The organism is Corynebacterium lactis RW2-5 (genome assembly GCF_001274895.1).
GTDB classification, from domain to species: Bacteria; Actinomycetota; Actinomycetes; order Mycobacteriales; family Mycobacteriaceae; genus Corynebacterium; species Corynebacterium lactis.
Genome location: NZ_CP006841.1, coordinates 811,036 through 835,879 on the forward strand (window position 1 = coordinate 811,036; position 24,844 = coordinate 835,879).

The following is a 24,844-nucleotide window of genomic DNA, read 5'->3' on the forward strand; positions in this document are numbered from 1 at the left end:
TCCTAGGGGCAACGCCACGTTCCTCTAAGCTCTATCGATCTCGCGAGCGCGCAGCGCCAGCTTCACCAGGTGCTGTTGCTCGGAGATGATGCGCTTGACAGGCGCCGGGGTAGCGCCGTCGCGGAGGATTACGTCCGCGGCGGCGATTGCAGCTTCGGATACATCCCAGCGCGGATAGAAGCCTTCGAGCAGGCTTGCTGCAGTTTCTGAGGAATACGTCTTCCACCAGCCAGGTGCGACGGCGAAGTAGTGCTGCGTCAAAGTCCCCACCGAATCCGTCGCACCAATGGCGGCGCGGGCGGCGTCGTCAAGCGGCTGGGAGAGAACCTGCCCCGCGCCGGGCGCGGTGAACCCGGCCATGAGATGGCGAATCACAAGATTCGACGGTGCGTCGGAGCCTGTGGTGGTTGCCTCGGCCCACACGCGGGTCTTGTTGACCAAATCGGGAATTGAGGCGCGCGATGCGATGGCGGCCTGTGCGCCGAGGGCGGACTTGTCCTCGGAAGCGAGCGCGGCGATCTGATCCTTGCCTGCCAGACCTGCGGCAACCAGGAACTTCAGCGCGCGCCAGCGCATATCCGTGTCTACGGTGACGGCGCGAATCCCCGCCGTATCCGAGGCCCCCTCCGCGAGTGCGCGCATCGCCGCAGTCACATCGCTTGCCGACGATGGGATGGTCGCCAGGGCGTTGACAAAGATGAGGGCGCGGTCTTCGTCAGCCTCGTTGCGTGCGAGCTCGAGCAGGCCCTGGGCCAGTCGGTCGCGGCCGGTGTGCGCGGCCCAATCCGGGTCGGCGTACTGCTCGACGGCGGTGACAGCCTGGGCAATGACGCGCTCGAGAACCGAGAGCTTGTCCTCCCCGGAAGCGCCCCGGAGGACCAGGTCCACGAAGTCGCGTGCGCGCATCTGACCGGCCCGGACCATCTGCCAGGTCGCGGACCAGCAGACGGTGCGAGGCATGGAATCGGCGAAATCGCCGATGTGGTCGATAACCGTCTCCAGGGACTTCTGATCCAGGCGGATCATGGAGTAGGTGAGGTCGTCGTCGTTGACCAGGACCACATCGCCCGCAGGGGTGTCCACAAGTGCAGAGACCTCGGTGCGAGCGCCGCGGATGTCGACCTCGACGCGGTTGATGCGCTCCAGGACTGCGTCCGCGCCCTCGCCGCGCAGCTTGTAGACGCCCACGGCAATGCGGTGGTCGCGCAGCTCGCCCGCGCCGGGTTCCGCGCCGTCTTGGTCTACGGCAAAGGCTGTGTACTTGCCGACGGAGGTGTTAAATTTCGGCGACAGCGTGGTGATGCCGGTGGTGGATAGCCACTGCTCGGCCCAGCCGGACAGGTCGCGCCCCGAAGCCTCGGACAGGGACTCCAGCAGGTCTGCGAATGTGGCATTGCCGAAGCGGTGGCGTGCGAAGTGCAGGCGGGCGCCCGCGAGGAACTCCTCCTGGCCAACGTAGGCGGCAAGCTGCTTCAGCGTCGATGCGCCCTTGGCGTAGGTGATGCCGTCGAAGTTCTGCTCGACTGTGTCGATATCGCTGGCATCCGCGGCAATCGGGTGCGTGCTGGGCAGCTGATCTTGCTGATACGCCCACGCCTTCTCCACGTTGGCGAAGGTCGTCCAGGCGTGGCGGAAATCGGAGACCTCGGCCTGTGCCGCGGCTGCGGACCAGGTGGCGAAGGACTCGTTGAGCCACAGGTCATCCCACCACTTCATGGTGACCAGGTCGCCGAACCACATGTGCGCCATCTCGTGCAGGATAGTGTCGTTGCGGCGCTCGTAGAGGTAGCCGGTCGTCTTGGAGCGGAACACGTATTCGTCTCGGATGGTCACGCAGCCCGCATTTTCCATTGCGCCCATGTTGTACTCCGGGCAGAAGATCTGGTCATACTTGCCGAACGGGTACGGCTCGCCGAAGTGCTTGGCGTAGAAGTCGAAGCCCTCCTTGGTCTCCTTGAACAGGGTATCGGCGTCCAGGTGCTCCGCGATGGACTGGCGGCAGTACAGACCCAGTGGGATGGTCAGCTCGCCGTCGGGCTGGTGCTCGCGCGGGGTCTCCGGGTGTGGGGCGATGGTGCCGGTCCAGGAATCCGTGACCTCGTACCAGGGGCCGGCGCAGAAGGCGACCAGGTAGGTCGACAGCGGAACGTCGACAGAGAACTCGAAGAGCTGAGCGTCGTTGCGAGTGGTAGCAGCTCCGGTTGCATCGCTTAACTGTGCCGCAGAGTTTGACACCACGGTCCACCCCTTCGGTGCAGTCACGTGCATCGAGTAGGTCGCCTTCAAATCCGGCTGATCGAAGCAAGCAAACACGCGTTTGGCATCGGCCGTTTCAAACTGTGAATACAGGTAAGTTTCATTGTCGGCAGGATCCTGAAAGCGGTGAATGCCCTGGCCATTATTGGTGTATCGGCAATCTGCCGAGACAACGACCGTGTGCTTGCCCTTGGTGAGATTCAGCGCAATCCCTGACTCGCTGCTGTAGCGAGCAGCCTCGGTAGCGTCGGAGCCGTCGATAAGCACCCTGTGCACGTCTGCATCGCGTAGGTCAAGGAAGGTTTCGCCGTCTTCGCGGGCGGTGAGCTCAATTGTCGTGATGGATGAGAAGGTCGGTGCCTCTTGATCCGAACCAATTGGGGCGGTAGTGAGGTCTAATACAATGTCGTAGTGATGGATCTGCAGGAGGTTGGCACGCTGCCGAGCTTCAACGCGAGTCAAATTCATCGATGTCATATTTTCCAGGGTAGCGATAGCCGTTGTCGAAGCGGTTGAAAGATGAAGGACTGGTGCCCAACCAACTGAAGTCCTGCAAGGCGGATTACTTTCTCTTACACTTACGTTAATGAGCGAACTATCTAGAGAAATTCCAAATGCAATCGATCGTGTGAACGCAGCTTGGGATCGGATTGAGGCCATGCTTCCCGCCGAAGCACTGGGGGATCCTGCTACGGAGGCTGAACTCAATCAGTTGGAACAGGACCTCGGTTTAGCTCTCCCTGACTATGTGCGCGCATCCTGGTTGCGTCATGCATCGACTGATGGGGATTCATGGGACGGCGGTTGGATCGCCTCCCCGGCGCAAATCTCAAATGATTACCGTATGTGGACAGAAACCGAGGCCAACGGTGGATTTGAGGACTTCCTTGAGGAGGCCGACGACAACGCAGATTCAGATGGCAAGTGGTACCACGAGGCGTGGATTCCGCTGACTCATGATTACGGTGGAAACCATATCTGCCTAGATACTCGTTCCGGTCGCCTTGTAGACATGGACCACGAGTCGGGATCGTCCTTCCTTGACACATCAGATTGGGTTGCTTACCTCGAGAACACAGTCCATCTTCTAGAGACTAAAGGTCGCCCTTCGACCTACTAATCCCCACAGCGCTTCAATTCCCCCAAGGCGGAAGTATTGGTGCCAACGTTTTCACCAGTCGAGAGAATGGTGATGCATCAATAAAGGTGTTGGTCTACTCTGGTGTTACTTCTCAAAAAAGACTTCTAAGAAAGGACACCGGAAGATGGGTAACCGTAAGCACGTGACCTTCTACTTCGACGTTTCCTGCCCCTTCTGCTGGCAGACTTCTCGCTGGATGAAGGAGGTAGAGAGGGTCCGCGACATCGAGGTCGAATGGATTCCGATGTCACTGTCCGTACTTAACGAAGGCCGTGACCTCCCCGAAGACTATGTCAAGGCAATGGAGGCCAGTTGGGGGCCCGCCCGCGTCTTCGCCAAAGTTAAGGACGAGGCTCCGGAGAAGGTCGACGAGCTCTACACTGTCATGGGCACCCTGATCCACCCGGGCAAGCAAGGCGGAAAACAGGGCTACGGAGCCTACGATGCTGTCATTGCCGAGGCGCTTCACAAGGTCGGACTCGACGCCAGTTTTGCCGAGGTCGCAAACAGTGACTCTTACGATGAGCGCCTACGCTTCTACCATGCCGGCGCGATGGATGAGGTCGGTGATGAAGTCGGAACGCCCGTCGTGAAGCTAGAAGAGACCGCATTTTTCGGGCCGGTTATCACGCGCGTGCCCACCGGCGAAGAAGCAGGCGAAATCTTCGACGCGGCAGTGCGACTCGCACAGTACCCGTACTTCTTTGAAATCAAGCGCTCGCGCACCGAAAACCCGCAGGTTTAGCGCACCCGTACTCGCCGTCGGAGAGGGGATAGGTCAGGGGACTGGAGCCTAGCCGAATTCTTTTTCCGCCTTCCAGGCGGGCGGAATATAAACGCAGGTCGGGTCAGATGCGGTGTAGTCATCGGTCAACGCGTAGGCCGTAGACCGGGATCCGCCGCACACATTGTGGTACTCGCAGACACTGCACTTTCCATGCCAGTTGTCGGGATCGCGCAGCGCCTTGAATACCGGCGACTCCGCGTAGATCTCCTGGAACGGTGTGGTCTTGACGTTGCCGCAGTGAAGCGGCAGAAACCCGTTTGGGTAGACGTCGCCAATGTGGTCGATGAAAGCAAACCCGGAGCCGGAATTGACCGCCATCGGGGAGCGTGGGCGCCGTGGCTTTTCCGGCACGGCTCCGAGTAGCCGCGCTGTCTCCGCGGTCAGGTAACGATAGAGCTCGCCGCCCTGATACAGAGGTAGCCTCTTCTCCTTGGCCTCTTCCTGCTGCATCACGACGCGGCGGTACTGCGGCGCCTCGGTCGTCTTGATTGCGATGCGGTTGGAAATATCCGATAACCAGTGCAGGACATCCTCGCGTTCGTCAGGGGAGAGCGCGCCGAGGTTGGCTCCTCGACCCGTCGGGACTAGGAAGAAGACGTACCACATCTTCGCTTCCATCTCGATGACGGTCTTAAGCAGCGCCGGAGCCTCGTGGATATTGTCCTTCGTCAGCGTCGAATTGATCTGCAGCCTATACCCGGCCTCGTTGATATACGGCGCCATCTCGAGGGTCTTTTCGAAAGTGCCGGAAAAACCTCTGAACTTGTCATGGGTGAGGGCAGTTGCGCCGTCGAGCGACATCGACATTGCCTTGCCACCGGCCTCGCGCAGAGAGCGAACCCGCTCGGGAGTCAGCCTTGGAGTCACAGAAGGAGATAAGGACATGTTCAGCCCGAGCTCCGTGCCGTAACGCACCAGCTCTTCGAGGTCTTCGCGCTCGAAGGGGTCACCGCCGGTCAGCACTACCAGGGGCCTGGGCTTGCTATACGACGCCAACGTTTCCAGCAGCAGACGACCCTCCTCCGTCGTTAGCTGGAAAGGATGCGGTTCGTGCTGCGCATCTGCTCGGCAGTGCTTACACACCAGGCCGCAGGCACGCGTGACTTCCCAAATAACAATAAAAGGCTTGGTGTTGATGTCGTGGCGGACTGTGCGTACGACTGGCGCATGATGCCCGTGGGCGTGCGAATCAACTTGAAAATGGGCTTGTGGCGCGGGAGACACAGTGAATGCACCTATTCCTTACTGCAAGTAACGTTCCGGCAGGCGGCATAAGAGACTGGAAAAGCTGCTGCGTGCCCAGCATATTCCCGTAAGCCTTACGAAACTCGTCACGCTACCTAAATACGGGTGCATCAGTGGATGCTAGAGGCGATATTGCACCCCGCCAACGCAAGAATCGGTGCCGATGTCGCTACACTCGTACTCATGCGTATTTACCTTGGTGCAGACCACGCCGGTTTTGAGATGAAGAACCTGATTAAGGCCCACCTGGAGAAGGCTGGCCACAATGTCGTCGACTGCGGCGCCCACACCTACGATCCTGCAGATGATTACCCCGCATTCTGTATCGAAGCTGCTGCCCGCACTGTCGCGGACCCGGAGTCCCTGGGCATTGTCCTCGGCGGTTCCGGCAACGGTGAGCAGATTGCTGCTAACAAGGTCAAGGGCGCCCGCTGTGCTCTGGCCTGGTCCGTAGAAACCGCAAAGCTGGCGCGCGAGCACAACAACGCACAGCTGATTGGTCTTGGAGGCCGCATGCACTCGGAGGAGGAAGCACTCGCTATCGTTGACGCTTTCGTCTCCCAGCCGTGGAGTGAAGAGGAGCGCCACCAGCGTCGCATCGACATTCTCGCTGAGTACGAGAAGACCGGCGTAGCCCCTGAGCTGCCGGAAGCCTAAATCTAGGTGAGCCCTCTAGGTGGAGCACAAAGACTAAAGAAGCCCTCGAGCACTCGATTCACTTGTGAAGCGAATCGAGTGCTCGAGGGCCTTTTCGTTTAGAAAGATTAGGCGGGAAGACTAGAAATCGAAGCCGTCAAAACCACCGTCGAAGAATCCGCCATCGTCACCGCCGGAATCACCACCGAAGAGTCCTCCGAAGAAGCCCCCGTCTTCTCCGCCATCTGCGCCTGCATCCATTCCGGTATCGGGCGCTTCACCAGCATCCGCGCCGAGGCCGCCACCCTGATCGCCGAGGTCGCCACCAAAGTCCTCGCCTGAACCGGCGCCGCTTTCAAACGCCGCCGCATCGTAGTTCACGCCGGACATTCCGTTGAAAAGCGCGGAGAAGAGGAACATCGAGCCGACTGTCCAAGCACCCGTACGCAGCGCAGTCTGCCACCAAGGCTCCGAGTACCAACCCGCGGGAACCGGACGACCTGCAACGCGACCGCCAGGGTAGTAATTGGGAGTCTCAGGTGTGGCGTGTGGAGAAGCCGCGATGGTGTGCCCCTCATGCTCAATCGTTCGAGCCTCGGTAACGCTACCCGCAGACTTCTGCCCTTCCAGCGGGGGAAGTGCAGGGCCGGCCGGCAGCCCCATGATCTCGCGGGCGGCATTCACATAGTGCAGCCCCTCAAGCGCCGACTCACGTGCCAGCTTGGCCTGTGCCGGGGTATTAGCAGTCGAGATTTGTGAAGACGCCGCATTGTAGCGTTCAGAGGCGTCGGCAAGCGCCTGAGTCGAGGCAGTGTCCGTGCCAGACAGGGAGAGGACCTGCGAGCCGAGGCGTTCAATCCAGCGGCGCGCATCCGCTACGGCGTCTTCCAACTGATTGTTCTGCCGCTGATCGAGTGCAGCATTGGACCGACGCTGTGACAGAGAGGCGACTACAACAGCGCCTACAACGACAATTGCGATAAGGATTAAGGCCCCCATGGGCGTATGCCTCCAAAGAAGGAAGTTTGCGGGTGTGACGTTAACAATAACGCCGGAAACATCCGAAAAGTTCCCCGCGAGATTCGAGGCGGCGCCGGAGGGCCTATAGGTTGTTTACTTTTCTTCGTCGTGAGGCTGGCGGGCCTTACGATTCGCGTGCCAATCCTTTACGTCCTCGGAGTCCCACAGTGTCAGTCCATGGAGCTTCGTGGTTGGGACAGGAGCCTTGCCGCGGCCAGCGTAACTCGTAAAAGTTCCGCGTGCGGTGCCAGAGTACTTCGCGCACTCCACGGCGGTCCACAATTCATGGCCGGTATCGGCGTCAATTATTTTGGGTCGCATAGGGACAAGGGTACTCGGCCTTGGGCGCAATTCCGAACCGAGCAAAGATATTTTTACATTAATGCTGCATAGGGTGGGCAGCACATTCTCTAGGAGGTTTTTGGTGGTTCTGGCTTTCCGTTTGATGATGGAGGGGGTGATTATTATTGCAGGTCAGCTTGGTTTTTGTGTGCTTCAGAGCTTGGGGTGGGTGTTTCTATGGGGTGGGGTGGGGGCACGTTTTCGGGATGGATGGGCGGAAACGGCTAATGCATTTAGGCAAAAGTATTAGGCGTCATCATTAGTGAATATTATTTGCAAATAGCACCATAGAATAATTGTTAAGTTTTGCTGTGTTGTAAGGTAAGAATTTGGTAAATGTCTTACTCGATGGCCTTGTCGGTCCCGGGGTGAGTGCTCAAGAGCGGGTGAGGCGCAGGTGCGGCTGACGGGCTTGCCGTTCGGGTGGAGGGCGGCGCGATAGGTATTTGGGGTATAACGAAAAAGCACCGCCATTGAGGCGGTGCTTTTTAAATTGGAGGGGATGACGGGAATCGAACCCGCGTCTTCAGCTTGGAAGGCTGAGGTATTAGCCACTATACGACATCCCCGCAAGTTCATTCGGCCAGCTGTTGCTCACGGAATTGGCAACGGTTCGCCACTCGAACTGTCGGTACGAAGAATAATAGCGTCTTTGTTGGGAATCGAAAAACGTGCAGATAGGCGCAGGCTTTTGCGTGAGAAACCGGGCTCGCGACATTCGTTGGCTAGCCCGGAAGCTCTGCGAGACCTTGATTGAATCGGCGTTGAAACTGGAAATTTGGTCGCGTCGGTTTCCGCAGCTTCCGATGTGCTACCTGTCTTAGTTGGGGGTTGTGTACCGCACTGCGGAGTGATTGGTTAGACTGTCTCTGCTGTTATCGAGCGGCCTAGTTTGAGAAGCAGTCGCTTCGTTGGTGGTTCCTGCGACTATGTCGTGAAAAAGGAATCCGGCGGGGTAAGAGATAATCGAAAATCGTGCACGCAAGCGGTCAGCCTAGAGTGCGAGGATGGTCGTTAGTCGTGTGCCTGCATAACTTTTGTTTCGCTTTCCGACGTTGGCGCGGCCGGCCAGTGGCGGCCTGGGGTTGCCAGTGGCTTCGCAGAGTCGTGGCGAAGAACATGAGAGATGTGGTTGCATAGCATCGTGGTGGGAATTGCTAAAAATATTTCTGGCCAGGTTGTTTTTGGGATTTTGTGATTATTTAAAACGTCAGGTAAATCTATACGGGTCCGTTTTGTTCGCACCTTTTGGTGTGGCTTTCGGGACCCAGTGATTGGCCACGTTTTGTGGTCTGCTAGGTTTTCGAATGGCGAATACGGGGTATGGCGCAGCTTGGTAGCGCGTCCGCTTTGGGAGCGGAAGGCCGTGGGTTCAAATCCCGCTACCCCGACCAGTATCACGGGCACTCCCGTGGTCTATGAATTAATCATCGAGTTACAGGAGAGTGCACCAGTGAAGGCCTCCGTTGAGAAGCTTGGCGACACCCGAGTAAAGATCACCGTCGAAGTTCCGTTCGAGGAGCTTAAGCCTGAGTTTGACCAGGCCTACAAGGCACTGTCTCAGCAGGTCCAGATTCCGGGCTTCCGCAAGGGCAAGGCTCCGGCAAAGTTGATTGAGGCCCGCTTCGGCCGCGGCCCAATTCTGGAGCAGGTCCTGAATGACATGGTTCCGTCCCGCTATGACCAGGTCGTGCGCGAAGAGGACCTGAAGGTCCTGGGGCAGCCTGAGGTTGACATCACCAAGCTGGAAGATGGCGAGGTCGTGGAGTTCACTGCTGAGGTCGACGTCCGCCCGGAGATTGAGCTGCCGAAGTTCGAAGACATCGCCGTTGAGGTTGATCCGCTGGTTGCTGACGAGGCTGCCGTTGACGCGGAGCTAGAGAACCTTCTGGCTCGCTTCGGCACCCTGACCGGTGTTGACCGTGCGGTTGAAAAGGATGACTTCATCTCGATCGATCTGTCCGCCACCATCGACGGCGAGGAGCTCGAAGAAGCTTCTACCGAGGGGCTTTCCTACCAGGTTGGCTCCGGCGACCTGATTGACGGCCTGGACGAGGCTGTCACCGGCCTGTCGAAAGGCGAGTCCAAGGAATTCACCACCAAGCTGGTTGCTGGCGAGCACGAGGGTGAAGACGCTCAGGTCACCGTCACCGTCCAGTCTGTTAAGGTTCGTGAGCTGCCAGAGGCAGACGACGACTTTGCTCAGATGGCATCCGAGTTCGACACCATCGACGAGCTGAAGGAAGACCTGGCTCGCCAGGTTGAGAACACCAAGAAGGGTGAGCAGGCTCAGCAGGTTCGCGACAAGGTTCTGGCGGCCGCCATGGAGCAGACCACCATCCCGCTGCCTGAAGGCGTTGTCAAGGAGCAGGTCGAGGGCCAGCTGCAGCAGCTCCTCGGTCAGTTCGGTGGAGACGAAAAGGTTCTGAACTCCATGCTGGAGGCTCAGGGCACCACCCGCGAGCAGTTCGACGAGGACTCCAAGAAGTCCGCTGAGGAAGCCGTCCGTACTCAGCTCTTCCTCGATGCTCTGGCGGAGGAGACCAAGCCTGAGGTCTCCCAGCAGGAGCTGACTGACCACATCCTGTTCACCGCTCAGTCTTACGGCATGGACCCGAACCAGTTCATCCAGCAGATTCAGCAGTCCGGTCAGCTGGGCAACCTCTTCGCTGACGTTCGCCGCGGCAAGGCTCTGGCATCCTCGATTGTCAAGGCCTCCGCAAAGGACACCGATGGCAACGAGATCGACCTGAACGAGTACTTCGGTGAGGTCGAAGCGGAAAAGTCCGAGTCCGAGGACAACGCTGCCGAGTAAATCGGTTCTTGCTGTAGTCATCTATTCCAGGCACGGAAGCGCTGAATGCTACGCTGATAGCGAACATGGGCCGTACCCGAAACAAAGGGGCGGCCCTTTTCGTTACCCTCTAGTGAATAACAAATCTCGCAAACTTTACGGAAGGGAAGTAGACCCCGATGAGCGATAACTCCCAAATGTCGGCGAACTCTGTCTTTGACAAGCTTCTGAAGGAGCGCATTATCTGGCTGGGCGACCAGGTGGATGACGAGATTGCCAACAAGCTCTGCGGTCAGATGCTGCTGCTTGCTGCCGAAGATCCCGAGGCCGATATCTCGCTGTACATTAACTCTCCCGGTGGTTCCGTGACCGCAGGTATGGCCATCTACGACACCATGCAGTTCGTTCCTTGCGATGTTGCTACCTACGGCATGGGTCTCGCCGCATCTATGGGGCAATTCCTTCTCGCGGCCGGTACAAAGGGCAAGCGTTACGCGTTGCCGCACGCGCGGATTATGATGCACCAGCCGTCGGCAGGCATTGGCGGTACCGCCTCCGACATCACGATTCAGGCTGAGCAGTTCGCGCAGACCAAGAAGGAAATGGCGCGTCTTATTGCCGAGCACACCGGCCAGCCTTTGGAGCGAATCGTCGAGGATTCCGACCGCGACCGTTGGTTTACCGCGACGGAGGCCAAGGAATACGGGCTTGTTGACCACGTAGTGAATTCTCTGAAGGACACTGCGAAGTAATCGCGAAGAGAGGCACTTTGATGAATATGGAGATTAATAAGATGCAGATGCCACAGTCCCGCTACGTGCTGCCTTCCTTCGTCGAGCACTCGAGCTTCGGCGCAAAGGAATCGAATCCTTACAACAAGCTGTTCGAAGAGCGCATTATCTTCCTTGGCTCGCAGGTGGACGATACTGCCGCAAATGACATCATGGCGCAGCTTCTGGTCCTTGAAGGGCTGGACCCGGACCGTGACATCACGATGTACATCAACTCGCCGGGTGGTTCGTTTACCTCCCTGATGGCTATCTACGACACGATGCAGTACGTGCGCCCCGACGTGCAGACGGTGTGCCTCGGCCAGGCTGCCTCTGCAGCTGCGGTACTGCTCGCAGCTGGCGCTCCTGGTAAGCGCGCAGCGCTGCCGAACGCACGCGTACTAATCCACCAGCCGGCAACCCAAGGTGTTCAGGGACAGGTCTCTGACCTCGAGATTCAGGCCGCTGAGATTGAGCGTATGCGTACTCTTATGGAAGAGACCCTGGCTCGTCACTCTGGTCGTACGGCAGAGCAGATTCGTAAGGATACTGACCGTGACAAGATCCTGACTGCCAAGGAAGCTGTTGAGTACGGAATCATTGACCAGGTCTTCGAATACCGTAAGCACAACGCTTAAAAGTTTTGCGCCCGAGCGTGAGCGTGGGTAGTCCAGATGGGCCTGCACTCACGGTAAGGTGGTCGGAGCAGTTGTAACACTAGAGCGGAAAGGCGGCCGCGGAAGCCTAATGGCACGTATGCAAGAAAGCGCAGATTTGCTGAAGTGCTCTTTCTGTGGGAAGAGCCAGAAGCAGGTCAAGAAGCTCATCGCTGGGCCGGGTGTTTACATCTGTAATGAGTGCATCGAGCTCTGTAACGAAATTATCGAAGAAGAGCTCAACACTGGAGCCGAGGCCGCTGCAGGCGACGATCGTCTGCCTCGCCCGAAGGAAATCCGGGATTTTCTGGACGAGTACGTCATCGGCCAGGATGTCGCGAAGCGCACGCTCGCGGTGGCGGTCTATAACCACTACAAGCGCATTCGGGCCGGTGAAACGGGCGGAAGCGATGAGGTGGAGCTGCAAAAGTCTAATATTCTGCTGCTCGGCCCAACCGGCTGCGGCAAAACTTACCTTGCCCAGACGCTGGCTCGTAAGCTGGACGTTCCCTTTGCTATTGCGGATGCAACCAGTCTGACGGAGGCAGGATACGTCGGCGAAGATGTGGAGAACATCCTGCTGAAGTTGCTCCAAGCTACTGACTTCGACGTGGAGAAGGCACAGCGCGGAATTATTTACGTCGATGAGATCGATAAGATTTCGCGGAAGTCCGAGAACACCTCGATTACCCGTGATGTCTCGGGCGAAGGCGTGCAGCAGGCTCTGCTGAAGATTTTGGAAGGCACGGTGGCCGCAGTTCCTCCCCAGGGTGGTCGCAAACTGCCGAACCAGGAATTCATCCAGTTCGACACCTCCAACGTCCTCTTCATCGTGGCTGGCGCTTTTGCTGGCCTAGAGAAGGTAGTCCAGGAGCGCGTCGGCAAGAAGGGTCTCGGCTTCGGCGCTGAGGTCCGCTCCGTAGGCGATGCCGAGATGGCTGATCCGTTCCGAGATGTGCTGCCAGAAGACCTAGTTCGCTTTGGCCTGATTCCGGAGTTTATCGGTCGCCTGCCTGTGCTTGCATCGGTTACGAACCTGGATGAGGATGCCCTGGTGCGTGTCCTGACCGAGCCGAAGAACTCCCTGGTGCGCCAGTACCAACGTCTATTCGAAATGGACGGCGTAACGCTCACTTTGGACGACGAGGCTCTGAAGGCAATTGCCGCGAAGGCGATTAGCCGAAACACCGGTGCTCGTGGCCTGCGCGGAATTATGGAAGAGATTCTGGTTCCGGTGATGTTTGACGTTCCGGACCGCGATGATGTCTCCGAAGTAATTGTGCACAAGGAATGTGTAACTGAAGGTGCAGCGCCAGAAATGGTTGAGCGCAGCTCCGATAAGAAGTCGGCCTAGAGCTTGCTAATTTCGCCGGATTTTGGCGACGTCAAAACAAAGAAGGTGGGTTCCCATTAGGGAGCCCACCTTTATTTTTAGTGCTTGAGTGCTGCGGCAAACGCCAACTTGAAAGCTACCGCACGTGCTACTGCTTAGTCGTCCATCCCGTAGATGTCGCGATAGTCCGGGGCGTTATCGGAGGTCAAGTCGTGTGTATCCGGATCGGGCTGGTCACCGTAGACTTCGGCACCGAGTGCGGATTCGTTGACGTTGTGTGACGCAAGCAAGGAAGTGTAGGAGCTGCCTGGGGCATTACGTGGTGAAGAGGTCAGCAAGCTAGTAACGGTGTCCTGTGCAAACTCGCGAAGCTTATCTGCCAGCACCGTCGATGTCATCTCAATCCCGTAGAGGTTTTCGAAAGTGCGCTGGTGCAGCGTCGGGAAAGTAGCCAGCGACAGGACCAGGATGTACAAGTCCAGCGCGGAGATATCGGTGCGGAAAGCGCCATAATCACGGCCGAGCAGCAGGATGCGGTCAAACTCAAGCACAATAGGGGATTGGCCGCCGATGCCCTGTGTGTCCTCCAGTGGAAGCACCGGGTGGATGTTCTCCTGGATAATGAACCGGACCGCCAACGGGTTCGCCGAGAAGCAGTCGTAGATTATGCCAACGACGTGCTGCAGCGCTTCAACCGGGACAGTAGAGTGCGTGCGCATTGCTTCATCGCTGGGGCGAACGGTTTCCAGGACGTGCTGCCATGTAGCCCGGTAGAGCCCCATCTTGTCACCGCAGTGGTAGTGCAGCATGCGCTTGGAAACACCGGACGACGCCGCGATAGTGTCCAGGCGGGCATCCGCATACCCCTTTGCGGTGAATTCTTGGAGGGCCGCAACCAAAACTGCGTGGGGGATTGCATCAGAGGAGCCTGGAGACTTCATGAAAATCCTTTGCCTGGTCGTTTGGGTGAAACAGTGACTTTAGCTACCTAATGGGGGTAAAAACCCATGTTGGCTATTGATTGCGGAAGAAATAAGTACGTCCGCTTTAGGTCTGGCTTAATGCTATCGGGTTTTGCCCGAGCGATTGCCGCATCGCCCCCGTCTGCGCTATATCCGGCAGAACGTTAGAGTGAAAACTGTATTGATTCTCCACTCGAGAAAGGCTTGTAGTGAGCAAGACTCCCGTAAAGGTCGCAGTAACCGGCGCAGCCGGTCAGATCTCCTACTCCCTGCTGTTCCGCATCGCTAGCGGTTCTGTCTTCGGCCCGGAAACCCCGGTTGAGTTGAATCTGTTGGAAATCACTCCGGCACTGCATGCGACCGAAGGCGTCGCAATGGAGCTGTTCGACTCGGCATTCCCGCTTCTTCGCGGAATTAACATCACCGATGACCCGGCCAAGGCCTTCGACGGTGCGAATGCTGCATTCCTGGTTGGCGCAAAGCCGCGCGGTAAGGGTGAAGAGCGTGCAGCTCTGCTCGGCGCCAACGGCAAGATTTTCGGCCCACAGGGGCAGGCGCTGAACGATCATGCTGCGGATGACATCAAGGTTCTGGTTGTCGGTAACCCGGCGAACACCAACACCCTGATCGCCGCTTCCCACGCCAAGGACATTCCGGCAGAGCGCTTCACCGCAATGATGCGCCTGGATCACAACCGCTCCCTGTCGCAGCTGTCCACCAAGATCGGCGTTCCGACCACCGAGATCAAGAACATGATCGTCTGGGGTAACCACTCCGCTGACCAGTTCCCGGATGTCACCTACGCAACTGCTGCGGGCGAGAAGGTATCTGACAAGGTCGACGCCGCATGGTTGAACGACGAGTTCATCCCGCGCGTCGCTAAGCGCGGCGCCGAGATCATCGAGGTCCGCGGATCGTCCTCCGCAGCTTCCGCCGCCGCTGCCGCCTGTGACCACATGCGCGACTGGGTTCTGGGTACTCCGGAAGGCGACTGGGTCTCCGTTGCACTGCCTTCCGACGGCTCCTACGGCATCGATGAAGGGCTTGTCTTCGGTGTTCCATGCCGCGCAGAAAACGGCGAGTGGGTCCGCGTCGAGGGCCTCGACCTCTCTGACGAGCAGCGCGCGGGCATCGAGCGCAACGTCGTCGCACTGCGTGAAGAGCGCGATGCTGTGAAGGACCTGCTCGGTTAATCTGGCATCTCTCACTGCCTTCTAAAAGTTAAGGGGCGTATTTCGGCTTTCGTGGCCGGGATACGCCCCTTATTTTGCGTTGCTGAATTTGCCAATTCGATGATGGCCGATGGCACCGTCGGAAAGCCGTGCGAAGTTCGGTCCGGCCGAGGCGCTAAGATGTAGCGCGTGACTGAGAACAACGTGGACCAGAACAAAGCAGATAAGTTGCCCAAGTCGTGGAACCCGGCTGAGGTAGAGGCAGATCTCTACCAGAGCTGGGTGGATGCCGGCTATTTCAAGGCCGATCCGTCGAGCGATAAGCCGGCTTACTCTATTGTGCTGCCGCCGCCGAATGTAACGGGGCAGCTGCATATGGGCCACGCTCTCGACCACACGTTGATGGACTCGCTGGTGCGCCGTAAGCGCATGCAGGGCTATGAGGTCCTATGGCTGCCGGGTATGGATCACGCGGGTATTGCGACGCAGACCAAGGTCGAGGCAATGCTCAAGGAGACCGAAGGCAAGGACCGCTTCGATTACGGCCGCGAGGAATTCGTGGAGAAGGTCTGGGAATGGAAGAAGGAGTACGGCGGTCGCATCGGCAATCAGATGCGTCAGATCGGTGACTCCCTCGATTGGTCGCGCGAGCGTTTCACGCTGGACGAGGGGCTTTCGCGCGCTGTTCAAACCATCTTTAAGGAGCTCTTTGACCAGGGCCTGATTTACCGCGCGAAGCGAATGGTCAACTGGTCTCCGGTGCTGCAGACGGCCATCTCGGATATTGAGGTCAAGTACGAGGACGTCGATGGTGAATTGGTCTCCTTCCGCTACGGAGACGGGGAGGATTCCCTAGTTGTCGCTACCACTCGTGTGGAGACGATGCTGGGTGACGTCGCTATTGCCGTGCACCCGGAGGATGAGCGCTACACCCATCTCGTCGGCAAGGTCCTCGATCACCCGTTCCGTCAGGATTTGAAGATTCAGGTTATTGCGGATGATTACGTCGACCGCGAGTTCGGTACTGGCGCGGTAAAGATCACCCCGGCACACGACCCGAATGACTTCGCGATGGGTCAGCGCCACAACCTGGATATGCCGGAGGTTATTGACACCACCGGGCATATCTTCAACACCGGTACCCGTTTCGACGGCATGGATCGCGCCGAAGCGCGCACCGCACTGACCGAGGCGCTGCGTGAGCAGGGGCGCATTGTTAAAGAGATTCGCCCGTACGTGCACTCGGTGGGCCACTCGGAGCGCTCCGGTGAGCCGATTGAGCCTCTGCTGAGCGAGCAGTGGTGGGTCAAAGTAGAGGAATTGGCGAAGATGTCCGGCGACGCGATTCGCTCGGGCGACACCGTAATCCATCCCGCATCGCAGGAGCCGCGCTGGTTCGACTGGGTTGACGACATGCATGACTGGTGCATCTCCCGTCAGTTGTGGTGGGGCCACCGAATCCCGATTTGGTACGGCCCGAACGGCGAGATTGTCTGCGTCGGCCCGGATGATGAGGCTCCGACCGGCGAGGGCTGGCGCCAGGACCCGGACGTGCTGGATACCTGGTTCTCCTCGGCCCTGTGGCCTTTCTCGACAATGGGCTGGCCTGAAGCCACCGAGGAGCTGGCGAAGTTCTACCCGACGTCCGTGCTGGTCACCGGCTATGACATTCTCTTCTTCTGGGTCGCGCGCATGATGATGTTTTCGACCTTCGCCGCGAAGCTGCCAAACTCTCCTCTGGGGGAGGGCGCCGATGGCCGCCCGCAGATTCCGTTCAAGGACGTCTTCCTGCATGGCCTGGTCCGCGACGAGCAGGGGCGCAAGATGTCGAAGTCCCTGGGCAACGGCATCGATCCGCTCGATTGGGTACGCGACTACGGAGCCGACGCCCTCCGCTTTACCTTGGCCCGTGGCGCGAACCCGGGCTCGGATCTGCCGGTTGGCAACGATGCCGCGCAGAGCTCCCGTAACTTCGCCACGAAGCTGTTCAACGCGACCCGTTTCGCCCTGATGAACGGCGCACAGGTCGGCGAACTCCCGGCTCGTGAGTCCCTGACGGACACCGACCGCTGGATTCTGGACCGCTTGGAGCAGGTCCGCGCCGCAGTTGATACCAACCTGGATGCCTACGAGTTTTCCAAGGCCAACGAGGCTCTCTACCACTTCGCATGGGATGAGTTCTGTGACTGGTACCTGGAGATGTCCAAGGTTGACTTCCCGCGCCTGGAAGAGGGCGAGGAAATGACCGAGGAGCAGGCCGCTCGCGCCGCGTCGACCCGCCTGGTGCTCGGCCGCGTGCTGGACACCCTGCTCCGCCTGCTGCACCCGACCATGCCGTTTGTCACCGAGACGCTGTGGAAGGCGCTTACCGACGGCTCCGAGGGCTTCGCGGAGTCCCTGGTCGTCTCGCAGTGGCCGGATTCCTCCATGACCACCGACGGCGCAGCTGTTGATGAGGTCGCGGCCCGTCGTATCGAGGACGCCCAGAAACTGGTGACCGAGCTTCGTCGATTCCGCAACGACCAGGGCGTGAAGCCGTCGCAGCGCGTTCCTGCTCGTATGGATATTGCTGCAGCTGACCTGGCTGACCAGGAGGGCATCATTCGTTCCCTGGCCCGTGCTGCGGTCCCCGCGGATGGCTTCAACGCCACGGCCTCGATCGAGGTTCGCCTATCGCAGGCGACCGTCGTGGTGGAGTTGGATACCTCCGGCACAGTCGATGTTACGGCGGAGCGCAAGCGCCTTGAGAAGGACCTGGCTAAGGCGGAGAAGGAGCTCGAGGGGACCAACAAGAAGCTGAGTAACGAGGCGTTCTTGGGCAAGGCTCCGGAGCACGTCGTGGAGAAGATTAAGGCTCGCCACCAGGTCGCCCTGGAGGAAATCGAGCGCATCAAGGCTCGTCTGGAGGGACTTCCGCAGGCATGATTGACCCGCGCGATGAGATCAACATCCATTTCGGAGACGAAGAGTCGGAGGATGTCGTAGTTTCGTCCGGCGCTCCTGCGGAGTCCGATGAGTTCGATTTCGACCCGGCCGACACCCAAATCGTCGAGGATCTGGAGCCGCGTGAGCTAGCCGGATTCATGGACGACGAGCCGATGCCGGACGATATGCGTTTGGGAGAGGTCTCGGTTTCCGAAGAGGGGCTTAGCCTCCCCGTCGATGTTGATCGCCCGGTCAATGAGCCAGCACCTCTGCACGTCAGCCCCGATGAATTACGGGAGCTGGCCGAGGTCGAGGCGGAGCTGGATCGTCGCTGGCCGGAGACGAAGATTGATCCTTCGCTCGAACGCATCGAGCTGCTTATGGATATTCTGGGGCACCCGGAGCGGGCAACCCCTGTTATCCACGTTGCCGGTACCAACGGTAAAACTTCGACGGTCCGCATGATTGAGTCGCTGGTGCGTGCTCTGGGACGCCGCACAGGTCGAACCACAAGTCCGCATCTGCAGATGGTCACCGAGCGGATTGCAATCGACGGTGTGCCGATTCATCCGCGGGACTATGTCCGCATCTGGCGCGAGATTCAGCCCTACGTTGAGTTGGTCGATGCGAAGTCGGCGGAGAAGGGCGGCCCGCAAATGAGCAAGTTCGAGGTGCTCACTGCGATGGCGTACGCCGCTTTCGCCGATGCTCCGGTCGATGTCGCTGTAGTCGAAGTCGGCATGGGCGGAACGTGGGATGCCACGAACGTTGCGGAGGCCGATGTCGCCGTCATCACTCCGATTGGCCTCGATCACACGGAGTACCTGGGCGACACCCTCACTGAAATCGCAGGTGAGAAGGCCGGAATTATTAAGTCGCGTTGGAATAAGGATGACCTCCTGACCCCGCCGGACAACGTCGCCATCGTCGGTGAGCAGGACCCTGAGGCCATGGAAGTGCTCATGAAGCGCGCCGTGGAGATGGACGCTTCGGTTGCCAGGGCGGGGGCAGAGTACGGTGTCCTCAGCCAGCAGTTGGCCGTTGGCGGCCAGAATTTGACGCTGAAAGGTCTTGCAGGCGAGTACGACGACATTCACCTGCCGCTGCATGGCCAGCACCAGGCCCGCAACGCGGCTACTGCGTTGGCCGCGGTCGAGGCCTTCTTTGGGGCCGGCCCTGGACGTCCGCTCAATATCGATGCCGTCCGCGAGGGCTTCGCAACAGCGATCTCCCCGGGGCGCCTGGAGCGCGTCCGCTCGACTCCTACGGTGTTTATCGACGCCGCACACAACCCTCACGGTGCGCGCGCACTGCGCGAGGCCCTAAGCGCCGAGTTCGATTTCCGTCGCGTCATCGGCGTGCTGTCGGTGCTGGGGGAGAAGGACGCGCGCGGTCTCCTGACGGAGCTCGAGCCGTACTTCGAAGAAGTGGTCATCACTCAGAACTCTTCGCCCCGGGCTCTGCATTACGACGACCTGGCGGACCTCGCTGAGGAAATCTACGGCGAGGAGAGGGTACACCGTATCGAGACGCTGCCGTCGGCAGTTGAGCTGGCGGTTGCCCTGGCGGAGGAAACTGACTCCGGCGACGGCATTGTGTCCGGTTCCGGCGTGATTGTTACCGGTTCGGTAGTAACCGCGGGCGAGGCCCGAACTCTATTTGGAAAGGATCCGCAATGAGTGATGCACAGTCAGCTAGCGGCGGCGGGGATCGCGAGTTTGCTGCGCAGGATCGGGAGGATCTCCGCGCATACCGTGAAGGCAAGGACCTCACTGCCGGCGGCCAGTACGGGCCGCTAGGCGCCGGTCACGCCCCCGCCAAGGACCCGCTGAAGGGCCTACGAGGAGTCATGGCCGGCACCTTGGTCATGCAGTCGATTTCAGTCCTGCTCGGTTTGACCGTCGTAACGCGAGTTGCGGGTGGCCAGCTCAACGAGACGTTCTCGATTACCTACATCAGCATTCTTGGCATCGCGCTTTTCGTGATGGCTTTCCTACAGAAGCGCAGGTGGGCGCTGGCGGCGAATATTGTGCTCCAGGTTTTTGGTATTCTCGCAGTGTTTACGCACGTGTCGATGGGCTTTGTCGGCGTATTTTTTGCGGTGGTGTGGATGTACATTTTGCACCTGCGTAAGAACCTGATCCAGCGCATGGAGCGAGGGCTGCTGACTACGCAGCATACGTAGTAAGATGCTGACCATGACTGAACGTACTCTGATTCTGATTAAGCCGGACGGTGTCGCACGAGGTCTAGTCGGCGAGGTCATCTCTCGTATTGAGCGCAAGGGCCTGAAGCTGGTCGCAATGGACCTGCGCGTGGCTGATGAGGCCACCGCGAAGGAGCACTACGCCGAGCACGTCGATAAGCCGTTCTTCGGTGAGCTGGTTGATTTCATCACCTCCGCTCCGCTGGTTGCCGGTGTTATCGAGGGGCCGAACGCGATTGCCGCTTGGCGTCAGCTCGCCGGTGGCACCAACCCGGTTGAAGCTGCTACGCCGGGTTCCATCCGCGGTGACTTCGCTCTCGAAGTTGCTAACAATGTTGTCCACGGCTCGGACTCGCCGGAGTCTGCTGAGCGTGAGATCGGCATCTGGTTCCCGAACCTGTAAGTAGCGCGAGCTGTTGAGCTCACCGGCCGCCTTGGCAATCCTTTGTTGATTGCCGGGGCGGCTTTTTCGTGCCATTTTCGGGGCAGTGATGCTAACTCGCCAGCAGCCGCTAAAACTGGGTGGGGTGGCACCTGCCCCATCGCTGGGGTTTTCTGTGCGACAATGGAGAAGCAACACGTGTGAGTTCGCTCCAGTGGCGGAGTATTCCCAACTTCGCTACTGAGATCGCTGAACCCGCTCCGTGCGTGCGCAAAAGACTTTATAACTGTTCATCCATCGGCGTTTTACTGCCGGTGTCACATCGTTGCTCCGCGAAGCTCGCGTCGAAGGCTGCGGTTTAGGCGTTAACTCGGCCTGTAACAAACCGCTATTTTGGCGTGCGCTCGTGGCGGAGCGTCAAGGAGAAATCAATAAAGTGGCAGATTACAGCCAGGATGTTGTGGCGAAAGCCCGCGACTTCGATCCGTCCTCTGCAGCCGCAAAAACCCGAGTACACGTCCTCGCTAAAAGCCTGGGCCTGACCTCCAAGGAGACCATCGAGGCTCTGGGGCACGCGGGGATTGTCGTTAAGTCGGCATCGTCCACCGTCAACCAGAACCAGCTCGAGGCGGTCCTGAAGTTCATCACAGATACCGCGGACAAGCCCACGGAGAGCCCCTCCGCCCTGCTTGCCGACGATGCCAAGGCCGTCACCGATGCGGAGCCGAAGAATGCTCCAAAGGCCGATGAGTCCGACAAGCACGCCGAGTCCTCGGCCGCTGAGGAGACGGACGCAGACAGCAAGCCCGCCAAGAAGGCCGCCAAGAAGAAGGCTTCTAAGAAGACGGAGAAGAAGGCGGCGGCTAAGAAGACTGCAAAGCGCGCTGCCAAGCGTTCTGCGAAGAAGGATTCTGACAACGCGCAGGTGAGCAAGGATAGCCAGGAGCAGCAGAAGGAAGAGCGCAATACAGATGCGCCGGTGGAAGCCGCGGTGTCGGAAGCCGAATCCGAGGCGAAACGCAGCGAAGAGCCCAGCCAGCAGCGCGCTCAAGAGCGCAGTGAGAAGGCACCCGCGCGTTCGCGCCGCCGACGTGCTCGTCGTTCCTCATCTGGTAATGAGAAGGTAGAAATTGTTGAGTTCCGGCCGGAGAAGGTCAACGAGCTCCACGACGTTGAGCCTCCGATGACGCCCGAGCCGAAGAAGTCCTCCGACGAGCAGGCGACATATGCGCCGATTTTCCTGGCACCGCAGGCTGCGCCGGTAAGTGCGTCGGCACAGGATGACGATGACGTTAAGGGGCAGGAGCCCTCGGCAAGCGAAAGCGGTAGCGACCGTAACGACACCGACCGCGATCGTCTTGATGAGCGCCAGCCGCGCCCTCGCCGTCGCCGTCGCGGTCGTGGGCGTCGTCGCGATGAGACTGGTAGCGAGGAAGCCTCGCGCGCGTCGCAGGATGCTAGTGAAGCGCCGGCCGAGGAGCCGGAGCAGGTCGACGAGCCCCAGGCAATCAAGGGTTCGACGAGGTTGGAGGCCCAGCGTCGCCGCCGCAACGAGCGTCGGGAGGAGTCCCGTAAACGCCACGTCATCTCGGAGGCGGAATTCCTTGCCCGCCGTGAGTCGGTCGAGCGGACTATGGTGGTGCGCGAGCGCGGTCGCCACGATCACGCTGGAATCGTGACTGAGGTCGGTGTTCTGGAGGACGACCTGCTGGTCGAGCACTTCGTCACCTCCGACACTCAGACGACCCAGATCGGCAACATCTACCTCGGTCGAGTGCAGAACGTGCTGCCAAGCATGGAGGCTGCGTTCGTCGATATTGGAACCGACCGCAACGGCGTGATTTACGTCGGCGACCTAAACTGGAAGCTGATGGGTGTAAAGTCCCGCTCGCGCAAGATTGAGCACGCGCTGAAGGCGGGCGACCAGATCCTGGTGCAGGTCACCAAGGATCCGATTGGGCACAAGGGAGCCCGTCTGACCACTCACATCTCCATGGCCGGGCGATTCCTGGTCTACGTCCCCGGTGGACGCAGCGCGGGTATTTCCCGCAAGTTGCCGGAGCCGGAGCGCAAGCGTCTGAAGGAGATTCTGGCGGACGTCACCCCAGAGGGATCAGGCACCATCATCCGTACCGCAGCGGAGGGCGTGTCGAAGGAGGCTATCGAAGCCGACATCCAGCGACTGGAGAAGCAGTGGCAGGACATCTTCGACGGTGCTGAGAAAGCCAAGGCCAAGCGTGGAGCCAAGCCGATTACGCTCTACGAAGAGCCGGATATGCTGGTCAAGGTTGTCCGCGACGTTTTCAACGAGGACTTCACCCGTCTCGTCGTGGAAGGCGACCGGCCGTGGAACACGGTTACCGATTACATCGGAGACCTCGCCCCTGAGCTTGAGTCGCGCCTGCAGCGCTACTTTGCCAAGGAGCACGGTGGAGCTGATGTGTTCGAGCACTTCCGTATCGATGAGCAGCTCGCGAAGGCGCTCGATCGTAAGGTATGGCTGCCGTCGGGCGGCACCCTAGTCATCGACCGCACCGAGGCGATGACCGTAATTGACGTCAACACCGGCAAGTTCACGGGCTCGGGTGGCAACCTCGAGGAGACGGTCACCAAGAACAACCTGGAGGCTGCCGAGGAAATCGTGCGCCAGATGCGCCTGCGCGACCTCGGCGGCATGATTGTCGTCGACTTCATTGACATGGTTCTGCCTGAAAACCAGGATCTGGTCCTGCGCCGCCTCAAGGAGGCACTTGGCCGCGACCGGTCGCGCCATGAGGTCTCCGAAGTTACCTCGCTTGGCTTGGTCCAGATGACCCGTAAGCGCCTGGGCACGGGCCTGCTGGAGACCTTCTCCACCCCGTGTTCCTGCTGCAATGGTCGAGGCCTGGTCATCCACATCGACCCGGTTGAGCACGATCAAAACGGTTCCCAGCGCCGAGGCGAGGGCAAGAAGCGCCGTGGAAAGTCGGGCGAGCACGCGCCGGGACAGCACCCGGCGGCTCTGGCGATGCACCGCGCCCACGACAGCGAGGAGCACGCTGAGGCGAGCGAGAGCGCGAAGGGCAAGGCTTCGAAGAAGAACTCTTCGCTTTCCGACGACTCCGTTGCTGAGACTCGCGCATTGCAGGAAAAGGCAGCAGCGGAGCAGGCTTCCTCCGAGGAACGAGTAGCTGCAGCTGTAGAGGCAGTCGTTGTCTCCTCCGAGAAGGAAGAGCCGAAGCCTCCGCGGCGGAGGCCCCGCCGTGGGCGTGGCCGTGGCCGTCGTGACGAGGAGCGCGTTGAGGACAAGCGCGCCAAGCGCAACGAGGCCTCCGGCGTCGACGCCGATTACGATGCCGGTGACGATCTCGCCGCTGTCGCTGCGGCAGCAGTTGCAGAGGCTCGGGACAAGGACCCGGAGGAGCCCTCGGATGATCGCTACGTGGCGCATCGTCCGCGGCAGCACCGTCGGGCCACGCGCCGTCGGGTTGCGGAGCACGTTGCGGTCGATGCCGCAGCACAGGAATCGGAGGATGCGGAATTCCAGCCGCGTCGCGAGCGTCGTCGTAAGCAGGCTGGCAGCGAGGAGCGCGCGGCTGAAGCGCTTCGCGGCGATGAGTCCGCCGGCGGCGGTCGGCGCAGGTCTAGGCGAGCTCGTCGGGTCTCGCGCAGGAGCGAGGTCGACCAGCTCGAGTCCGGCAAGGACACCGTAGTCGACCACGCAGTGGACAATGCGGAACCTGTAAAGTCCGAAAAGGCCGGAAAATCTGGAAAGACTGAGCCCGCCAAGTCCTATGAGGAGGCGGTAGAGGAGTTCGAGCGCTCGCCGCGTCGGCGTCGTCCGACTCGGGGTAACTCGCGATCGGACCGCGCTCCTCGCAAGGAGGACTTCGACTCCCCGGTTTCTTCGGCTAAGCAGTCTCAGCAGAATAACCGGAAGGCCGCTGAAGAGCGGGAGCCAAGCGAGGAACAGACTGTTGGCGTAGAGGAGAGGGCCGGTTTCAGCCATCGCCGTCGTCGTAGGGCGGTCAGAACTTCTCCTGCCCGCAAGGCCACACGCGGGCAGTCCAATGCGGATAGCCCGGAGTCCAAGCCGGGAAACAAGCAGCGTAGGACTGATCTGGAGGCGGTGGAAAAGGCGTCGGAAAGCGAGGCCACCTCTTCTCGTCGGCGCGGCGGTCGAACCCGCAGGGCGGTGCGCAAAACCTCGCGCTAGAACAAACCGGGGGAGAGGCGTA

Annotated in this window: 18 protein-coding genes and 2 tRNA genes; 14 read left to right on the forward strand and 6 right to left on the reverse strand. The window is 59.7% G+C overall.

Annotated elements, in window-relative coordinates; translation table 11 throughout:
• Positions 1–24: 24 nt before the first annotated feature.
• Entirely contained in the window at positions 25–2,733 is a 2,709-nt protein-coding gene (gene pepN, locus CLAC_RS03505; RefSeq protein ID WP_053411718.1) for an aminopeptidase N, read from the reverse strand.
• A 109-nt stretch (positions 2,734–2,842) separates the two neighbouring features.
• Between pepN and CLAC_RS03510 the strand changes: the two genes are divergently transcribed.
• Positions 2,843–3,376: an SMI1/KNR4 family protein gene (locus CLAC_RS03510; protein WP_053411719.1), complete on the forward strand. Its 534-nt coding sequence runs from the start codon at positions 2,843–2,845 to the stop codon at positions 3,374–3,376.
• Between the two features lie 145 nt (positions 3,377–3,521).
• Positions 3,522–4,142, forward strand: coding sequence for a mycothiol-dependent nitroreductase Rv2466c family protein (locus tag CLAC_RS03515; protein WP_053411720.1), 621 nt, complete (start codon positions 3,522–3,524; stop codon positions 4,140–4,142).
• A gap of 48 nt (positions 4,143–4,190) precedes the next feature.
• On the opposite strand, the gene CLAC_RS03520 is transcribed toward CLAC_RS03515, so the two are convergent.
• Positions 4,191–5,321 (reverse strand): TIGR04053 family radical SAM/SPASM domain-containing protein, encoded by a 1,131-nt coding sequence (locus tag CLAC_RS03520; protein WP_211255391.1) that lies wholly within the window; start codon positions 5,319–5,321, stop codon positions 4,191–4,193.
• Positions 5,322–5,612: 291 nt separating this feature from the next.
• Here CLAC_RS03520 and CLAC_RS03525 point away from each other — a divergent pair, with 291 nt between their 5' ends.
• Positions 5,613–6,086: a ribose-5-phosphate isomerase gene (locus CLAC_RS03525; protein ID WP_053411722.1), complete on the forward strand. Its 474-nt coding sequence runs from the start codon at positions 5,613–5,615 to the stop codon at positions 6,084–6,086.
• A 120-nt stretch (positions 6,087–6,206) separates the two neighbouring features.
• Here the strand turns inward: CLAC_RS03525 and CLAC_RS03530 are convergent, their stop codons facing one another.
• The 3 genes from CLAC_RS03530 to CLAC_RS03545 form a co-directional block, all read right to left on the reverse strand.
• The gene (locus tag CLAC_RS03530) at positions 6,207–7,064 is read right to left on the reverse strand and encodes a hypothetical protein (protein WP_053411723.1); all 858 of its coding nucleotides are present in this window, start codon (positions 7,062–7,064) and stop codon (positions 6,207–6,209) included.
• 114 nt (positions 7,065–7,178) lie between these two features.
• A complete protein-coding gene (locus tag CLAC_RS03535) occupies positions 7,179–7,406 on the reverse strand; it encodes a hypothetical protein (protein WP_053411724.1) in 228 nt (75 codons plus the stop codon).
• 515 nt (positions 7,407–7,921) lie between these two features.
• A tRNA-Gly gene (locus CLAC_RS03545) sits at positions 7,922–7,996 on the reverse strand.
• Between the two features lie 748 nt (positions 7,997–8,744).
• Here CLAC_RS03545 and CLAC_RS03550 point away from each other — a divergent pair.
• The 5 genes from CLAC_RS03550 to clpX all read left to right on the forward strand — a co-directional run bounded on the left by CLAC_RS03550 (position 8,745) and on the right by clpX (position 13,001).
• Positions 8,745–8,821 (forward strand) — tRNA-Pro (locus CLAC_RS03550).
• Positions 8,794–10,242, forward strand: coding sequence for a trigger factor (gene tig, locus CLAC_RS03555; RefSeq protein ID WP_156324763.1), 1,449 nt, complete (start codon positions 8,794–8,796; stop codon positions 10,240–10,242). Before CLAC_RS03550 ends, tig begins: the two co-directional genes overlap by 28 nt.
• A 158-nt stretch (positions 10,243–10,400) precedes the next feature.
• Positions 10,401–10,973 carry an ATP-dependent Clp protease proteolytic subunit gene (locus CLAC_RS03560; RefSeq protein WP_053411727.1) on the forward strand — a complete coding sequence of 191 codons (573 nt, stop codon included), beginning with the start codon at positions 10,401–10,403 and terminating at the stop codon, positions 10,971–10,973.
• A gap of 26 nt (positions 10,974–10,999) precedes the next feature.
• Positions 11,000–11,629: an ATP-dependent Clp protease proteolytic subunit gene (locus CLAC_RS03565; protein ID WP_053413242.1), complete on the forward strand. Its 630-nt coding sequence runs from the start codon at positions 11,000–11,002 to the stop codon at positions 11,627–11,629.
• A 109-nt stretch (positions 11,630–11,738) separates the two neighbouring features.
• Positions 11,739–13,001, forward strand: coding sequence for an ATP-dependent Clp protease ATP-binding subunit ClpX (gene clpX / locus CLAC_RS03570; RefSeq protein WP_053411728.1), 1,263 nt, complete (start codon positions 11,739–11,741; stop codon positions 12,999–13,001).
• A 134-nt stretch (positions 13,002–13,135) separates the two neighbouring features.
• Here clpX and CLAC_RS03575 read toward each other — a convergent pair whose 3' ends face one another.
• On the reverse strand, positions 13,136–13,921 hold the full coding sequence (locus tag CLAC_RS03575; RefSeq protein ID WP_053411729.1) for a TetR/AcrR family transcriptional regulator: 786 nt from the start codon (positions 13,919–13,921) through the stop codon (positions 13,136–13,138).
• 230 nt (positions 13,922–14,151) lie between these two features.
• On the opposite strand from CLAC_RS03575, the gene CLAC_RS03580 reads away from it, so the two are divergent.
• From CLAC_RS03580 to CLAC_RS03605, 6 genes are all read left to right on the forward strand, one after another.
• A complete protein-coding gene (locus CLAC_RS03580; RefSeq protein WP_053411730.1) occupies positions 14,152–15,135 on the forward strand; it encodes a malate dehydrogenase in 984 nt (327 codons plus the stop codon).
• 168 nt (positions 15,136–15,303) lie between these two features.
• The gene (locus tag CLAC_RS03585; protein ID WP_053411731.1) at positions 15,304–18,039 is read left to right on the forward strand and encodes a valine--tRNA ligase; all 2,736 of its coding nucleotides are present in this window, start codon (positions 15,304–15,306) and stop codon (positions 18,037–18,039) included.
• Positions 18,040–18,197: 158 nt separating this feature from the next.
• Positions 18,198–19,718: a bifunctional tetrahydrofolate synthase/dihydrofolate synthase gene (gene folC, locus CLAC_RS03590; protein WP_053413243.1), complete on the forward strand. Its 1,521-nt coding sequence runs from the start codon at positions 18,198–18,200 to the stop codon at positions 19,716–19,718.
• Positions 19,715–20,224: a DUF4233 domain-containing protein gene (locus CLAC_RS03595; protein WP_053411732.1), complete on the forward strand. Its 510-nt coding sequence runs from the start codon at positions 19,715–19,717 to the stop codon at positions 20,222–20,224. Before folC ends, CLAC_RS03595 begins: the two co-directional genes overlap by 4 nt.
• 13 nt (positions 20,225–20,237) lie before the next feature.
• Positions 20,238–20,648, forward strand: coding sequence for a nucleoside-diphosphate kinase (gene ndk / locus CLAC_RS03600; protein ID WP_053413244.1), 411 nt, complete (start codon positions 20,238–20,240; stop codon positions 20,646–20,648).
• Positions 20,649–21,063: 415 nt separating this feature from the next.
• The gene (locus tag CLAC_RS03605; RefSeq protein WP_053411733.1) at positions 21,064–24,822 is read left to right on the forward strand and encodes a translation initiation factor IF-2 N-terminal domain-containing protein; all 3,759 of its coding nucleotides are present in this window, start codon (positions 21,064–21,066) and stop codon (positions 24,820–24,822) included.
• Positions 24,823–24,844 lie beyond the last annotated feature (22 nt).

Bases quoted from the DNA above. Each gene is read 5' to 3' on its own strand.
- ndk (WP_053413244.1), top strand. From the start codon at position 20,238: ATGACTGAACGTACTCTGATTCTGATTAAGCCGGACGGTGTCGCACGA.
- CLAC_RS03565 (WP_053413242.1), top strand. From the start codon at position 11,000: ATGGAGATTAATAAGATGCAGATGCCACAGTCCCGCTACGTGCTGCCT.
- CLAC_RS03510 (WP_053411719.1), top strand. From the start codon at position 2,843: ATGAGCGAACTATCTAGAGAAATTCCAAATGCAATCGATCGTGTGAAC.
- CLAC_RS03530 (WP_053411723.1), bottom strand. From the start codon at position 7,064: ATGGGGGCCTTAATCCTTATCGCAATTGTCGTTGTAGGCGCTGTTGTA.
- CLAC_RS03535 (WP_053411724.1), bottom strand. From the start codon at position 7,406: ATGCGACCCAAAATAATTGACGCCGATACCGGCCATGAATTGTGGACC.
- pepN (WP_053411718.1), bottom strand. From the start codon at position 2,733: ATGACATCGATGAATTTGACTCGCGTTGAAGCTCGGCAGCGTGCCAAC.
- CLAC_RS03525 (WP_053411722.1), top strand. From the start codon at position 5,613: ATGCGTATTTACCTTGGTGCAGACCACGCCGGTTTTGAGATGAAGAAC.
- CLAC_RS03575 (WP_053411729.1), bottom strand. From the start codon at position 13,921: ATGAAGTCTCCAGGCTCCTCTGATGCAATCCCCCACGCAGTTTTGGTT.
- CLAC_RS03560 (WP_053411727.1), top strand. From the start codon at position 10,401: ATGAGCGATAACTCCCAAATGTCGGCGAACTCTGTCTTTGACAAGCTT.
- CLAC_RS03515 (WP_053411720.1), top strand. From the start codon at position 3,522: ATGGGTAACCGTAAGCACGTGACCTTCTACTTCGACGTTTCCTGCCCC.
- clpX (WP_053411728.1), top strand. From the start codon at position 11,739: ATGGCACGTATGCAAGAAAGCGCAGATTTGCTGAAGTGCTCTTTCTGT.
- CLAC_RS03595 (WP_053411732.1), top strand. From the start codon at position 19,715: ATGAGTGATGCACAGTCAGCTAGCGGCGGCGGGGATCGCGAGTTTGCT.
- folC (WP_053413243.1), top strand. From the start codon at position 18,198: ATGGACGACGAGCCGATGCCGGACGATATGCGTTTGGGAGAGGTCTCG.